This is a genomic window from uncultured Campylobacter sp. (assembly GCF_938030785.1).
GTDB lineage: Bacteria > Campylobacterota > Campylobacteria > Campylobacterales > Campylobacteraceae > Campylobacter_B.
In genome coordinates, this window is record NZ_CALHIK010000158.1 from 1 (window position 1) to 15,135 (window position 15,135).

General features: G+C 46.9%; 14 protein-coding genes. 12 read left to right on the top strand and 2 right to left on the bottom strand.

What is annotated here, in order from left to right; translation table 11 throughout:
• The coding region (gene ppk1 / locus Q0438_RS09280; protein ID WP_299190350.1) for a polyphosphate kinase 1 at positions 1-1,313 on the bottom strand (1,313 nt) is incomplete at its 3' end.
• Positions 1,314-1,376: 63 nt separating this feature from the next.
• On the bottom strand, positions 1,377-2,210 hold the full coding sequence (locus Q0438_RS09285) for a YihY family inner membrane protein (protein WP_299190352.1): 834 nt from the start codon (positions 2,208-2,210) through the stop codon (positions 1,377-1,379).
• Positions 2,211-2,436: 226 nt separating this feature from the next.
• On the opposite strand from Q0438_RS09285, the gene Q0438_RS09290 reads away from it, so the two are divergent.
• The 12 genes from Q0438_RS09290 to Q0438_RS09345 all read left to right on the top strand — a co-directional run bounded on the left by Q0438_RS09290 (position 2,437) and on the right by Q0438_RS09345 (position 15,133).
• The gene (locus Q0438_RS09290; RefSeq protein ID WP_299190394.1) at positions 2,437-4,773 is read left to right on the top strand and encodes a TonB-dependent receptor; all 2,337 of its coding nucleotides are present in this window, start codon (positions 2,437-2,439) and stop codon (positions 4,771-4,773) included.
• Positions 4,774-5,065: 292 nt separating this feature from the next.
• A complete protein-coding gene (locus tag Q0438_RS09295) occupies positions 5,066-6,490 on the top strand; it encodes a TrkA C-terminal domain-containing protein (RefSeq protein ID WP_299190354.1) in 1,425 nt (474 codons plus the stop codon).
• 40 nt (positions 6,491-6,530) lie between these two features.
• Positions 6,531-7,565, top strand: a complete 1,035-nt coding sequence (aroB, locus tag Q0438_RS09300; RefSeq protein WP_299190356.1) for a 3-dehydroquinate synthase — start codon at positions 6,531-6,533, stop codon at positions 7,563-7,565.
• A complete protein-coding gene (locus tag Q0438_RS09305; RefSeq protein WP_299190357.1) occupies positions 7,562-9,268 on the top strand; it encodes a mechanosensitive ion channel domain-containing protein in 1,707 nt (568 codons plus the stop codon). The genes aroB and Q0438_RS09305 overlap by 4 nt, the downstream gene beginning before the upstream one ends.
• Positions 9,265-10,497, top strand: a complete 1,233-nt coding sequence (mtaB, locus tag Q0438_RS09310) for a tRNA (N(6)-L-threonylcarbamoyladenosine(37)-C(2))-methylthiotransferase MtaB (protein ID WP_299190359.1) — start codon at positions 9,265-9,267, stop codon at positions 10,495-10,497. The genes Q0438_RS09305 and mtaB overlap by 4 nt, the downstream gene beginning before the upstream one ends.
• Positions 10,466-12,250, top strand: coding sequence for an AAA family ATPase (locus Q0438_RS09315; protein ID WP_299190361.1), 1,785 nt, complete (start codon positions 10,466-10,468; stop codon positions 12,248-12,250). Before mtaB ends, Q0438_RS09315 begins: the two co-directional genes overlap by 32 nt.
• A gap of 27 nt (positions 12,251-12,277) precedes the next feature.
• Positions 12,278-12,805: a molybdopterin adenylyltransferase gene (mog, locus tag Q0438_RS09320; protein WP_299190363.1), complete on the top strand. Its 528-nt coding sequence runs from the start codon at positions 12,278-12,280 to the stop codon at positions 12,803-12,805.
• A gap of 65 nt (positions 12,806-12,870) precedes the next feature.
• On the top strand, positions 12,871-13,188 hold the full coding sequence (locus Q0438_RS09325) for an HMA2 domain-containing protein (RefSeq protein ID WP_299190365.1): 318 nt from the start codon (positions 12,871-12,873) through the stop codon (positions 13,186-13,188).
• Positions 13,185-13,775 (top strand): hypothetical protein, encoded by a 591-nt coding sequence (locus Q0438_RS09330; protein ID WP_299190367.1) that lies wholly within the window; start codon positions 13,185-13,187, stop codon positions 13,773-13,775. Before Q0438_RS09325 ends, Q0438_RS09330 begins: the two co-directional genes overlap by 4 nt.
• A 95-nt stretch (positions 13,776-13,870) precedes the next feature.
• A complete protein-coding gene (locus Q0438_RS09335) occupies positions 13,871-14,383 on the top strand; it encodes a hypothetical protein (RefSeq protein WP_299190369.1) in 513 nt (170 codons plus the stop codon).
• An 8-nt stretch (positions 14,384-14,391) separates the two neighbouring features.
• The gene (locus Q0438_RS09340; protein WP_299190371.1) at positions 14,392-14,694 is read left to right on the top strand and encodes a Cys/Met metabolism pyridoxal-phosphate-dependent enzyme; all 303 of its coding nucleotides are present in this window, start codon (positions 14,392-14,394) and stop codon (positions 14,692-14,694) included.
• The gene (locus Q0438_RS09345; protein ID WP_299190372.1) at positions 14,687-15,133 is read left to right on the top strand and encodes a hypothetical protein; all 447 of its coding nucleotides are present in this window, start codon (positions 14,687-14,689) and stop codon (positions 15,131-15,133) included. The genes Q0438_RS09340 and Q0438_RS09345 overlap by 8 nt, the downstream gene beginning before the upstream one ends.
• The last annotated feature ends 2 nt before the right edge of the window (positions 15,134-15,135 follow it).

Here is a 15,135-nt window from a genome sequence, read left to right on the forward strand (position 1 = left end):
CCATCCTCTTTTTTAATGATCTGAGTTACCTTGGCGTGGACTTTAAAGCCCGTGATACCGTAGATTACGTGCGCGCCCGCGTCTTCGAGAGCCTTTGCCCAGTGCAGGTTGTTCTCCTCATCAAACCTCGCCTTAAGCTCGACCATCACCGTTACCTGCTTGCCGTCGCTTGCGGCCTCGATCAGGCTCTGGACGATCGGCGAGTTTTTCTCCACCCGGTACAGCGTCATGCGGATCGAGATGACCTTCGGATCCTTGGCGGCCTCTTTGATGAGCTTTTGGACGGGATCAAAGCTCTCGTAAGGATGGATCAGTAGGATATCCTCCTTCTCCATCGCGCTCATAACGGAGGTGTTTTCGTTAAAGGGGGGCAGCGTCTTTGGCAGATACTGAGGATGGGCTAGAAAGGAAAAATCCTTATTGGAAGCGATCTCCCAAAGCCCGTCCAGCGTAAGCGGTACTGCGCATTCATATATATCTTTGTAAAAAATTTTAAGATGAGAATTTAGAAATTCTAAAAGCTCGGCATCGGCGTCCTTTTCGATCTGAAGTCGTACGAAAGCCCCCTTGCGGCGCAGTTTAAGCCCCGCTTCTAAAATCATCATAAAATCGTCCGCTTCCTCCTCTTCGATTACGATATCTGCGTTTCGCGTGACGCGGAAGGCTGCGGAGCTGATGAGCTTGTAGCCGGGGAAAATTTCCTCCGCGTGGCGCTTTACGATAGTGCCGATCGGCACGTAGGTGTTTTGCGCGACCTGCACGAAGCGCGGAATCACGCGCGGAATTCTAATCATCCCAAAATGTACCGACTCGGACGCGCCCTCATCGCAAAGTTTGACTGCGAGGGAGAAGCTGAGATTATTTAGATGCGGGAAAGGATGGGTCGCATCCACTGCGATCGGGACGATGACGGGCATTATCTGCGAGAAAAAAAACTCGTCTGCCGCCGGCTTTAGCTCGGGCGGTAGCTCGTCGTAGCTTTTGATAAAAAGCCCGTTTTTGCAAAGCTCTTTTTGGATGCCGAAATACTGCTGCTCAAGCTCGGTTTGTTCATTTCTTAAATATGAGCGGATCGCGCGCAGCTGCTCTAGGGGCGTCATCTCGTCGTCCCCGCTGGTTATAACGCCGGCGGTAAAAAGCTGCTTCAAGCCCGCCACGCGGATCATATAAAATTCGTCTAAATTCGTGCTGTAAATCGCTAGAAATTTTAATTTTTCAATTAGCGGGATATCCTTTTTGCATTGTTCCAGCACGCGTGTATTGAAGCGCAGCCAGCTTAGCTCGCGGTTTATAAAATTGCTCTGTGTTTTCATAGCTCTTCCTATGGTGGTTTAAATTTAGCGATTATAGCTCAATTAAAATTAAAATTTGAAATTTTATGCGGAGGCTTTGGCGCGGTCGTTTTTAAATTTAGTATCTAAAAATACGCAGAATTTCACGCCGTTTAGATAAAAGATCCAGCTGATGTAGATCCACAGGAAGAAAAACAGCACCACCGAAAAGGAGCCGTAGATGCTAAGGTAGGTTTTGTTATAAAACACGTACTGCGCAAAAACGAGCCTCGAAAGCCACCATAAAATCGACGCTACGAGCGAGGAGATGAGCACCGCTTTGGCGCGGATCTCGCGGTTGATCGCAGTGGCGTAAGTGATCGCAAAGATCGCCCAGACGATGAGGTAGGGCAGGGCTTTTAAAAAATTTATCCAGCTGGTAAACTCGGTTTTATTCAGCAGATCTTGCAGCTCGCCGCTTATGTAAAACGACGCTCCAAGACCCACGGGAGCGAGCGTCATTAGCGTCCAGTAGGTGCTTAGGCTCTTAAAAAAGCTTCGCTGCGGAGAGTGCGAGATGCGCGAGATGATCGTCTCAAAATCGCCGAAAAACAGCACCGACGTTACCAGCACGGCGCAAAAGCCCGTCACACCGAGGCTTAGGCCGTTTGACATAAACTCCTCGATGTAGGGAATGAGGCTTGCTTGGTTGGCGGGGAGTAAATTTGAAAATATAAAATCCATTATCTTATCGTAGTAGCTCTTAAAGCTCGGCAGCTGCATAAAGACGCTAAGCGAGACCATCAGCACCGGCAGCAGCGCCAAAATCGTATGAAAGCTAAGGCTCGATGCGTGGTGCATCAGCTGCGAATCATATAGGCATTTGTAGTTTTTAAGTAGGTTTTGCGCTTGTTTAAGCGCTGATATTAGATTTTTCATAAGATGATTTTACATTAAAATTTTAGAATTTCATATAAATTCACGCGATTTTTCTTTTGTGTCGCAGTATGTCGTCCATATAATTTTAAGCCACAAAAATACAATTCTAAATATATAGCTTCATATCGTAAATTTAGCCTAAATTTAGGAAAATTTTTCTAATATGCCGAAAAATAATATTAAATATATCCATAACGAAAGGAAAATAATGGAACGAAGGAAAACGATGAAATTTAAAATTTCATTAGCGGCATGTATTTGCGTGCTAGCGGGCACGCTAAACGCCGCAGAGGGCTCATCTTCGGGCGAGAGTAATAGCGCCTTATCGCCTAAAAATGAGCAAAGTTTAGGCACCGTCGAGGTAAACAGCGTCGGCGATAATATCAGCGAGAGCGGCATCGACGAGGGCTTTTTGAGCAAAAACGTGCAACATGGTATGCTTGCGGGCAAGCGCGCTTTGGATCTTCCCTATCAGATCAACACGATCAGCAAGGAGATCATGAACCACCAAGGCGTCACCGGCTACGAGGAGGCGGTCAAATACTTCCCGTCCGCGCAGATTCAGATGCGTGGCGGCGCTACGGTCGGACGCCCGCAGACGCGCGGCTTTGAGGGCAGCGTCGTAGGCAACAGCTTCTGGGACGGCTTTTATACGATTTCGACGACGGCGATTCCGATGGCGATGTTTGAGAGTTTTCAAGTGCAAAACGGCGTCGCAGGCTCGCTCTACAGCGCGCAAAATCCGGTCGGGATTTTCAGCTACACGCGCAAGCGCCCGGTAAAAGATCAATACATAATTTGGAGCGATTATATGTCGCGAAGCAATCTGGGGCTTGGTCTTGATCTATCCGATAAATTTGAAAAATTCGGCTACCGCACGGTATTTTACGGATCAAACGGCAACAGACAACCGAAGGGTTCAAATTTGCAGCGCCGCCTAGCCAGCGTCACGATGGAATTTTATCCGACGGGCGATCTTACTTTTGAAGCCGCGGCAAGCTATTATGAGCACAATACCAAGGGCTTTGCGGGGCAGTTTGCCCTCGGCGTAAAAGACGGCAAGATTACGGACGGAATTACGCTTCCAAGAGCAGTAGATTCCTCAGAGCGCGGTCTTGGGCAGAGTTTCGGAGGTATGCGTCTGAAAACCACGACCGCAAGCGCGAAATTTAAATTTACGCCTACCGATAAATGGTATTTAGAGGGCGGCTTTCAGCTTCAGCGCTCCGATCGTGACATTCACAGCGTCGTAAACTATTTGCTTCCCGAAGGGTTTGATTGCGCCAATTATGCCGCTTTGCCGAATAATAGAAAGCCTCCTATATGTGTAGCTAATCCAAACGCGAAATGGACGCAGCCGGGTGATTATTATACTCAACATAGCGGCGGTGCTACGGCGGCATATAGATTCGACCTGCCAAGCGGCTATCTCAAGGCCAATACTCAGTTTAACACGGGCGATATCGAGCATGATTTTAGCGTGCAGACCAATGGCTATCACTGGACGCAGGATAGATATAAAAACGCGAGTACTAACTATGTCTCGCCTACTATAGGCAATATAAACGATCCTAAAATTTTAGATCACACTAACGCTAAGCGCGGAAGCGGGTTATATCATTTCGCAGTAATAGATATGTATAACGTCTCGGTGCTAGACGATATCACGATAAACGATAAATTTGACGTGATGTTAAGCGCATCTAAGGCGTGGATGAGGCAGGAATCCTACAATACTGCCCAGCAAAGACTTGTCAAAGCCTATAGCGATTCGGGATATAGCTGGGCGGGCAGCTTGATCTTTCATCCGATAGAGGACGCTAGCATCTACTACACTTATGCAGATAGCTTACAGCAGGGCTCTACCTATGTTTATCCGGCGAGCAGCCCATATGCGGGAGAGGTCGCCTCTACGTCGCCGTATCGCTCCAAGCAGCACGAGATCGGCGCTAAGATCCGCGTAGCCGATATGATCGATTTTAGCGTAGCGTATTTTGATATCCGCAGACCTATCGCGTATCTAAATAGCTCTACCGGACGCTACGGCATAAACGGCGAGCAGCGCAACCGCGGATTTGAGTTTATGAGCGGCGGACGAATAACTGAAAATTTAAGCGTGCTCGGAGGCTTTACCTACATCGATCCTAAGATGCACAACGTAAGCATCGAGGGCGCTAATCGCAAGGTTGCAAACGGCATCCCTAAGCTCAATGCAAATTTGATGTTTGATTACGAGATCCCGGGCACAAACAAGCTTGCGATCAGCACAAATTTCCACTACACCGGCAAGATGTATCTGGACGATCTAAATACCCAGAGCACTCCTAGCTTTTTCGTTACCGATCTTGGCATGAGATACACTAGCGAGCATCTTTTGGGCGATAAGACCACGCTGCGCTTCAACGTAAATAACGTATTTAACAAAAAATACTGGGCGGGAATGTATCCTGCTAGCGCCGACGGTGCGGGCGGACTTAACGTAACTAGCGTGCTAGGCTCGGCAAACGGCGTAACGCTAGGCGAAAGCAGAAGCTTTATGCTCTCTGCGGAGGTGAAATTTTAAAATCTAGCGGGTTTAAAATTTCTACTTCGGCGGCGCGAATGGTTATAGCGCCGCTTTTAAATTTATGAAATTTTATCGCTCTAAGCGGCAAGATTAAATTTAACGAGGCTTGGTTTTAATATATTTTAAAATTTAAGCCTCGCTTTTGGAATTTCAAACTTTGATTTTAAAATTTCGATCTTTAAATTTTTAAGTCGCCGCGCCCCGACTTGCCTGCAAAATTTATCCGCGCGCGGTTTAAAATTTAGCCGTTTTTGGTTATAATCTTTGCAAAACCACGAAACGGAGAGCAATGAAACAGATCCTCATCATCGCAAGCGGCGAGTTTGCGCGCCATTTTTTATCCCAGGTTTATAAGATTAAAGACGTCGTGCACAATTACCGCGTCGTCGCAAAAAACGCGCTCAGCGTTCCGGAGGCGCTGCAAAAAGAGCAAAATTTCAGCATCGAAATTTTCGATCCCACGAGCATTGAGCGGCTGCGCGTGGTGCTGAGCCTAGCAGAATTTGATCGCTGCATAATGATAATGGATGATGAGTTTGACGCCAAGGTGACGCTAGAAAATTTAAAGACGCTCGCTCCCGATTTAGAGCTGTACGCAGCCGATTTTTGGGGGCTTTTGCGCGATAATAAAAACGAAGCTCACGTAAAAATCGTAAATACCCTCGCGCTAAATTCCTCGCGCTTCATCGGCTTTTTGCCGGATAGTCCCGTTTTTGCGGGCAATATCGGGCTTGGGCGAGGCGAGATAATGGAGCTTAAAGTGCCCGTGGGAAGCTCGTTTGCGTATAAAAAGCTAAGCGTGCTTCATAGCGCTAAATATCAAATTCCGATGATCTACCGCCATAATAATTACATCGTGACAAGCCCGAATACTAGGATCTATCCCAACGATACGATCTTGGTCGTAGGCGAGCCGAGCGCGCTGCGAGCGGTATTTGCGGAAGCGAAGAAGCAAAAGGGGCAGTTTCCCTCGCCGTTCGGGCTAAATATCTACGCGCTAATCGATATGAAAAAAATGAGCGAGTCGGAGATTTCAAAGGCGATCAGAGCGCTTGAGTTTTTGGATCTGCACATCAAAAATCATAAAATTTATCTGCGAGTTCTAAATCCTACGATAAACGACGAGTTTGCGCGGATGAAGGAGCTGTGCAAGCGGGATAAATTTGAAATTCTCATCGATTACTCGGGCGAGCTAAATTTAAAGCGCGACGTAAGCGAAAACAAAGTAGGGCTTGCGGTTTGCAGCAGCGAGGTTTTCGAGGCGAATAAAGCTGCGTTAAAATCGCTTGAAATTCCGGTGCTAAGCCTGGGCGACGGCGAGCTAAAAGACGTGGAAAAAAGCGTCGTAATAAGCGAGGGCGAAGGGCTGCGCGAGGAATCGAGCATCGTCTTTGATATCAGCTCGCAGCTCGGGCTAGACGTGTATCTGTATCTTTTCGCGGATACGGAGGGGCAAAAGAGCGAATTTGCTCAAAGCTACGCCGATCTTTCCAAGCTTTTTAAGCAGAGCCTATACATCGTAACCGATGAGAGCAAAAACCCGATTTTATCGCTTAGCAGCGAGCGAAATTTGCTGCAATTCGTGCCGTTTAACGATAGAATTTTAGATAAAAAAATCACGGCGATTTTCAAAAAGGATTTAGATCAGATGTATTTTAAACTCGGCAAAAATCATCAAATTTTTATCCCCGGCGATTACGGATACGAAAGGTAAGTAAAATTATGTTACAATACCCAAAAATCAAAGGTGGCGTATGAAAATCGATTTAAGCTTGGGCGAAAAAAGTTATAGCGTTTTTATCGACGAACTGCAAGAGATCAAGCTCAAAGGCAAGGTAGCGATCATCACAAATCCCAAAGTAGGCGGGCTGTGGCTTGATTTTTTATTGCAGCGGTTAAAATGCGAGCAAAAATTTATCATCACGATCCCGGACGGCGAGGAGTATAAAAATACCGCGAGCATGGAGCAAATCTTAGAGCAGCTTTTCAGTTCCAAGCTTGATCGCAAAAGTACGCTCATTGCTCTTGGCGGTGGTGTCATTAGCGACATAACGGGCTTTTGCGCGAGCATTTATGAGCGCGGTATCGATTTTATCAATATACCTACGACCTTGCTGGCGCAAGTGGATGCAAGCGTCGGCGGTAAAACGGGCGTAAATAATCGCTTCGGCAAAAATTTAATCGGCTCCTTTTATCAGCCGCGCGCGGTTTATTGCGAGAGCAGATTTTTATCTACTCTTCCTGCGCGGGAGTTTGCCGCAGGCGTTGCGGAGGCCGTAAAGATGGCTGTATGCTTTGATGTCGAACTATTTAAATTTTTCGAGACGCACGATCTGAAAAGCGCCGATGAAATTTCGCATATAATCGCGCGCTGCGTGGCTATCAAAGCAGAGGTCGTAGCTCGCGACGAGCGCGAAAGCGGCATCAGAGCGGCGCTTAATTACGGCCATACCTTCGCGCACGCGATCGAGCAGAGCACGAACTATACGCGCTTTTTGCACGGCGAAGCTGTGGCGATCGGTATGGTGATAGCAAATGCGCTAGCGCGACGCCTCGGTAAGCTAAGCAGCGAGCAGGAGGAGAAGATCCGCGCCGTGCTTCAAAAATTCGCGCTTCCGGTGAAATTTAAGATCAAAGATATAGACGCGTTTTACGAGCTATTTTTTCTCGATAAAAAGAGCGAAAACGGCAAGATAAAATTTATCTTGCCAGATGGCATCGGTAAATTTCGTATCGTCGATGATATAGACAAAGCCGCGGTAATAGCCACGTTAAGAGAGTTTGCATGAAAATAATCCTAGCCGTTTTTTTGATTTTTAGCCTTGGTTTTTGCGAGGGAAATTTCACACCTGTAAATCCGAGTGCACAGATCGACTCCGGCGCGCCTCAAAACGACAAAAATCAGACGCAAAGCGCGGAGCTCGCTTCATCGCTAAAAGCTCAAATAAAAGCGATAGACGACGAGATCAAAAATAATATCTGGATCTCGCGCTTTTCAAATTTCATCCGTTATCAAAATTTACAAAAGCAATCCAGCCAGCTAGAAGCGGAGCTAAAAAAGAGCACCGGCACCGATAAGATCGCGGAGATTCAAAAAAGACTCCGCGCTGCAAAAGAGCAGCTCATACTATTAAAAGAGTATGAAAAATCCCCGTTTTTAGACATTATCGCGATGCCTGAAACCCCCGAGCCTGCGCGCATTACAAATCCTTTTTCGATAATTTCCGGTTTTTCTACGATTAGAAATTTACAAGCTCAAAAGATGGAGCAGAAAAACGCCATCGAAAATATCAAAATTTTAATCGATAAACTTGAAGCAAAAAGGGCGCTATATGATCGCTTGATGCAGGCTAGTGCGGACGCAAGCGCTGCGGCGGAGCTTAAAAATTTAGATTACGAGCTCGGAGAGTTCAGCTCCGCGTACGAGATCGCGCAGACTACGTACGACGTTTACGAAAAAAAGATCAACTCCCAAATCGCCGTGCAGACCGCCGATATAAAAGCGCAGGTCAAGCGCGCGGGAAATATCGCCGTATGGATACTCGTAGTCATCGCGCTGTCCTTTTTCTGCAAGGTGGTGGCGAAAAAATATATCAAAAACGATGAAAATTTCTACATCGCGAATAAAATCATCAACGTTTTAAATTTCACGCTGATTGCCCTGATACTGCTCTTTTCTTATATCGAAAATATGACGCATTTCGTGACGGTTCTGGGCTTTGCCTCTGCCGGTCTTGCGATTGCGATGAAAGATATGTTTATGAGCTCCTTGGGCTGGCTTACGATCGTGCTCGGCGGCAGCTTTCGCGTAGGCGATCGCATCAGGGTGCATAAAAACGGCGAGACCTACGTAGGCGACATCATCGATATTTCAGTGCTTAGGATGACGATTTTTGAGGACGTTACGCTTACTACATGGAAGGAAAACAAGCGCGCCGGCAGGGTGATTTTCATACCGAACAATTATATTTTTACCGATCTTATCTCAAACTACACCCACAGCGGGCTTAAGACCGTCTGGGACGGCATTAGCATACTTCTAACCTTTGATAGCAACCATAAAAAGGCGATGTATCTTATAAAAAACATCGTGCGGAAGTATTCCAAGGGCTACACCGACATCGCCAAAAAGCAGATGAGCCAGTTACGCTCGCAATACAGTATCAAAAATCCAAACGTCGAGCCTAGAATTTTCAGCTTTTTTGAGCCGTACGGCATTGAAATTTCGGTTTGGTATATGACGAACTCTTACGCGACGCTCGGGCTTCGCAGCAACATCTCGGCTGAAATTTTAGATGCGCTAAGAAGCGAGCCCGATATCAAGATCGCCTATCCCGCATACACGCTTTTTAACGGCAAAAACTACGCGGCGGCAGGCAGAAATTTTGCGGCGCAAGATCTCAGCTTCGAGCAGCAAGGCTCACAAAATTTAAACGCAGCGGCGCAGGGCGCGGGCTTTGCTGCAGGAAGCGGATCCGGGAGCGAAATTTGAAAATTTATTTTAAAACGTTTGGATGCCGCACAAATATCTACGACACGCAGCTTATCAAAAGCAATCTAAAATCGGGAGAGATCACGCATGACGAGCAGGGCGCGGACATCGTCGTGATAAACTCCTGCACCGTTACGAACGGCGCCGACGCAGACGTACGAAACTACGTAAACAAGATGAACCGCCTCGGTAAAAAGATATTGCTAACCGGCTGCGGCGCGGTCTCGCGCGGTGAGGAGCTGTATAAAAACGGCGCGGTCTTTGGCGTGTTCGGAATGTCGCAAAAGGAAAAGATCGACGAGTTTTTGAGCTCACGGTCGAAATTTTACGATATCGGAGGTCTTGACGGCGTCGAAAAAAGCTTAGTAAGCGACTACGAGGATCACACCAAGGCCTTTATTAAAATTCAAGAGGGGTGCGATTTTAACTGCAGCTACTGCATAATCCCATCCGTGCGCGGCCGCTCGCGAAGCAGCTCTGAAGACGCGATCTTAAAAGAGGCGGCGAGCCTTGCCGCAAACGGCTTTAGCGAGATCGTGCTAACCGGCACCAATATCGGCAGCTACGGTAAGGCCTCGGGCACGAGCCTCGGCGCGCTGCTTCAAAAACTGGGCGCGATCCGAGGAATTCGCCGTATCCGCCTAGGTAGCATCGAGCCCTCGCAGATCGATAAGAGCTTTCGCGAAATTCTGTCCGAGCCGTGGCTTGAGCGGCATCTGCACATCGCGCTTCAGCACACTTCGCAAAAGATGCTTAGCATAATGCGTCGCCGAAATTCCGCGCTAAGGGATTTGGAGCTTTTTTGCGAGCTTGCGGAGCGCGGGTTTGCGCTGGGGACGGATTTTATCGTTGCGCATCCGGGCGAGAGCGAAGAGCTTTGGCTCGAAGCGGTAGAAAATTTCAAAAAATTCCCGCTCACGCATCTGCACGCCTTTATCTTTTCGCCGCGGCAAGGGACGGTTTCGGCCTCGCTAAAAGGCCGCATAGACGGCAAAACGGCGAAGGCGCGGCTAAAGATGCTGCAAAACATAACGGCGCTGAATAATTATAAATTTCGTCTTTCGCACAAGGTGCCGCTAAATGTGCTGATCGAGCGGAAAAACGGAGAGTTTTATGAAGGATATGATCAATTTTATGATAAAATTTGGATCAAGAGCGATGAGGATTTGTCGAAAAAATGGATGGAGATAAGAGATTATGAGGTTAAATTTGATGGAAATTTTGCATAAAATCAAAAAAAGCAAGCTAAATATAATTCTGATTTTTTTAGTGCTGCTTATCGTTTTACTCTCGATCGTTTATTTTAAAGACGATTCGCGATATATCACCGAGCGCGAATTTAGCGAGCTGGTACGAAAAGATCAGATCAAGCGCGCGCATATCGAGGACGGCACGCTAAGCTTCGTTTACGACGGCAAACGCTATAAAATTTTAACCGATATCGTTAATTTAAAAGAGCTATCCAACCACGCTTTGATTACGAAGGAAGAGGATAGTGGAAGCGGCGGCATAAGCGCGATCTTGGTAATTTTTACGTTCGCATTTTTTCTCTTCGTATATTATTTTGAAACTGTTTTGGCGCGGCGCCGTAGGATGGACGGCGTAGGCGCTGCTCGTCAAGGCGGCGCAAACGCGGAGCTCGGCGATCTTTCGCCAAGCGTTAGCGACGTGAGATTTAGCGACGTCGCGGGCATCAGCGAGGTCAAGGACGAACTCATAGAGATCGTAGATTTTTTAAAAAATCCCGCAAAATACCGAAATTTCGGCATAAAGCTGCCGAAAGGAATTTTAATGATCGGCGAGCCGGGCGTCGGCAAAACGCTAATTGCAAAAGCCGTAGCCGGCGAGGCGGACGTGCCGTTTTTTTACCAAAGCGGCGCAAGTTTCGCCGAGGTCTTTGTGGGCGTCGGCGCCAGGCGAGTTCGCGAGCTGTTTGCGAAGGCCAAATCCTGCGCGCCCGCGATAATTTTTATCGACGAGATCGATGCAGTCGGCGGCAAGCGCGGCATCGGACGCAACGATGAGCGGGAAGCGACGCTAAATCAGCTACTGACCGAGATGGACGGATTTGAGGAAAATAGCGGCGTGATGGTAATCGGCGCGACCAACAAAATAAATATGATCGACGATGCGTTATTGCGCTCGGGGCGCTTTGATAGGCGCGTTTTTATCGGGCTTCCGAACTACAAAGACCGCATCGAAATTTTAAAAATTTATTTAGAAGGCAAAAGATGCAGCGCTAATATCAATAAGGTAAGCCGCCTCTGCGTGGGCTTTAGCGGCGCCGGAGTAGCGACGCTGGTAAATGAGGCCGCGATCAACGCTCTTAAGCGCGGCAGCGATACGATCGAGCTTAGCGATTTTGAAAACGTGCGAATGAGAGTCTTTTACGGCGTGCAAAAAAGTAGAATTCTAACCGAATACGAAAAGGAGATCCAGTCGTTCTATCAGGGCGCAAAGGCGCTTAGCGCGTATTGGTATTCGTTTGATTTCGAAAAGATCGAGCTTTTAAACGATAAATTTTTAAACGAGGATTTCGAAATCGAATCCAAAACGCAAATTTTAAATCAAATCAAAGTGCTTTTAAGCGGTATGGCGGCGCTACAGATCCATAAAAACGACGCTTTTTCAAATTCCGCTAGCGACGTAAAGCAGGCTATCGCGCTGGCGCAAAAGATGGTTTTTGAGCTCGCGATGGGCGACAGCTTCACCCCTAGCGCGCAGAGCGTGAATAAAATTTTGCAAGATTGCTACGACGAGGTAAGCGAGATAATCCGCACGATGCAGGATAAGCTAAATCAAATTTCAAAGCAAATTTTCGTCTATGAGTTCATAACTTTTGAGGGTGTGCAAAGTATATGCGATCCCGCTGCTGCTGAGCAGGACGGTGCTGCCGCGCAAGAGCAATATTTGCAAAAGCCGGAAAAAGATAGCGAAAGCTCTGGGGAAAAGCCGCAAAACGGCACGCTAAATTTCGATTAAATTTTAAATTTAAAACAAGGAGAAAAAATGGTAAAAATAGGAGTTTTAACAATCAGCGATCGCGCTAGCGAGGGCGTTTATGAGGATTTGGGCGGCAAGGAGATCATCCGCGTGATGGATGAGTGGCTAAACTGCGAAAGAGAGTATTTTTACGAAATCGTCGCCGACGAGCTTGAACAGATCAAAAATAAGCTTATTTATTTTTGCGACGAAGCGGGTTGCGATTTGGTGCTAACCACGGGCGGCACGGGTCCTGCGCCGCGTGACGTAACGCCTGAAGCGACCGAAGCGGTAAGCGACAAATTAATGCCGGGCTTTGGCGAGCTAATGCGCGCAGAGAGCCAAAAGATCGTACCTACGGGAATTTTATCGCGCCAGATAGCGGCGATCCGCAAAAAATCTCTGATTATAAATTTACCCGGCAATCCAAAAGCGATCGAAGAGTGCCTGCGACCGGTATTTCCGGCGGTGCCGTATTGCGTCGATCTGATTGGCGGAAATTACATAACGGCGGATGAAAGCAAGATCAAGATTTTTCGTCCGAAACGCAAATAATTAACCGGGTTTATTTTGAATTAATCGATTTGCGATATCATTTCGTATAAAATTTGAGGGAAAATATGCAGATAGATCACAACGATATTTTGGAATTTCATAAATATTTTAGCAAAATCAGCCACAGCAAAGGTCGCATCCGCATTCGCGTAAGTCCTAAAATAAGGGAGTTGCGAGATAGCGTGAGCGAGGAGAGCTTGAAAGCCAAAATCGCCGCGATTCGCGGGATAAAAGAGTATAAATTTAACGCTCTAATCGGCTCGCTGACGATTCATTACGACGAAAATGTTTTCCCGATGCATCTTTGGGATCAGTTTTTGCAGGGCATCAGCTCGCCGGAGCTTTTGAAGCTCATCAATTCCAATATTAAGACGCTATCTTGAAAGCAAAAAATATAGTTAAAAACACAAAACCTAGCGCGATTTTAAGCGAAGCGGAAGCCGCAAATTTAGCGCTTTTTATCGAAAAAGAGGCGCTTATTTTGGAATTTTATTCGTTGGGCGCAAAAAATTTCAAAAGCGAAGGTTGCGAAAAAATTTTAAAATTTCGCGCGGAGGCATTACAAAAAACATTAAATTTTGCGACCTCCTGCGGCGCGCAGATCGTGCCCCCCGCAAGTAGCGACGAAATTTTAAACGCAAAAAGTGAGGGCGAGTTTTTAGCCTCCGCGCTTTTGATTGAAAAAAGCGCGATGATGTTTTACGACGATCTGATTAATTCAAGCGAAAACGAGGAATTTAAAGATCTGCTCTACCGAGCGCAGGCGGTTTCGTATAATGAAATTTTGCCGATTTTAAAAGAGTTAAATTCCAAAATTAATGGCGATGATTTACTGAATTTTTCAAATTTATTAGGCGAAATTTTAAAAAATCCGCAAAATTTAGATGAAGTATTTAAAAAATTTGAATTGCAAGATCTTTTAAATAGGGCATTTTCTAATTTAACTAAAGAATTTTTTGCGAAAAATTAAATTGGAATTGCAAAAATGAAAAAAAGTCGCTATAATATCAAAATCTATATGAAGTTGATAAAATAACTTTATAATCTTAACACAAGGAGAACGAAATGCCGATCCCATTTCTAGCGGGTTTTGCGATTGGTTGCGCGGCGCTTTACGCCTATAACAATCGCGATAAAATCAAAGAAGGTGCGAGCAAAATCGCAAACAGCAAAAGCGTCGAAGAGCTAAAAAATAGCGTCAAGGAAAGCGCCGAAAAACTTAGCAAAAAATCAAAAGAAATTTTAAAAGACGCTAAAGAGAGTTTAAATTTAGAGGGCGCCGAAGGGGTTAAAAAAACCAGAAAAAAACCCGGCCCTAAACCTGGTTCTAAAAAGGCTGCCGCTGCAAGCGCAAGCAAAACTGCTGCGAGTAAGACCGCCGCGGCCGGCAAAACCAGAAAAAAACCGGAACCGAAGCCGGGCTCTAAAAGAGCGAAAAATACCGCTGCAAGCGCCTCCGGCTCCACTAAAAAGCGAGCAAGCACGGCAAAAGCCGCTTCGATCTCAATCCCACAAGTAGTAAGTCCGAACGATAATTTTAACGCTTCGCAGCCATCCGCCGATAAATCGCAAAAATAGAGGTTTAGATGAATAGATCACTTACGACACAGCGTTCGCCGCTGGATCACGTTTTAAGCGGCGCCATAGCGGGAGCGATCGGCGGTTGCGCCGTAGAGCTCGTCAAAATCAAAGAGGGCAAGGACAGATCAAAGGCAATTCGCGACGCGCTGGATATCGCGCTTAGCGGCGGTATCATCGGCGGCGGCGCGATTTACAGCGCAAACAAACTCGTACAAGGCGAGTATCTGCGCGCGGCGGCGGGCATCGCGATATGCGTAGGCGCGCTTGTCGCGGGTAGAAATTTGATCCTTAAGGCAAAAGATGAGTAACCCATATATAACTAAAAAAGATTTGAAAGAAATTCTTGACGATTACGATTTCGGCGGCAAGAGATACGAAGGTGGCTTTGCCGGCGACGAAAAGCTCGGCGGCTGGGCAAAATGGATAAACGAGCGGGTAAATTCCGGCTATTCGCAAAATAAAAGTTCAAATTTAGACGAAAACTCGAGCGCCCAAGGCTTCAATCCGGGCGGATTTTTCGGTACATTTTCCGGCGCGGGTTCTGCGAACGCTCCATTTGGCGCCCAGGGCGGAAATTCCTTTTTCGCAGGGATTTTGCTCGGCGCCGCGGCGACCTATTTTCTAACCGACGAAAACGCGCAAAAGAAGCTTTTTAAGCTCATCGCAAAGGGCACCGAGATGTTTCAGATGGGCATCGAAGAGATGAAGGAGCGCTTTGAAGACGCCAAGGCGGAGATGCAAGAGTAGTC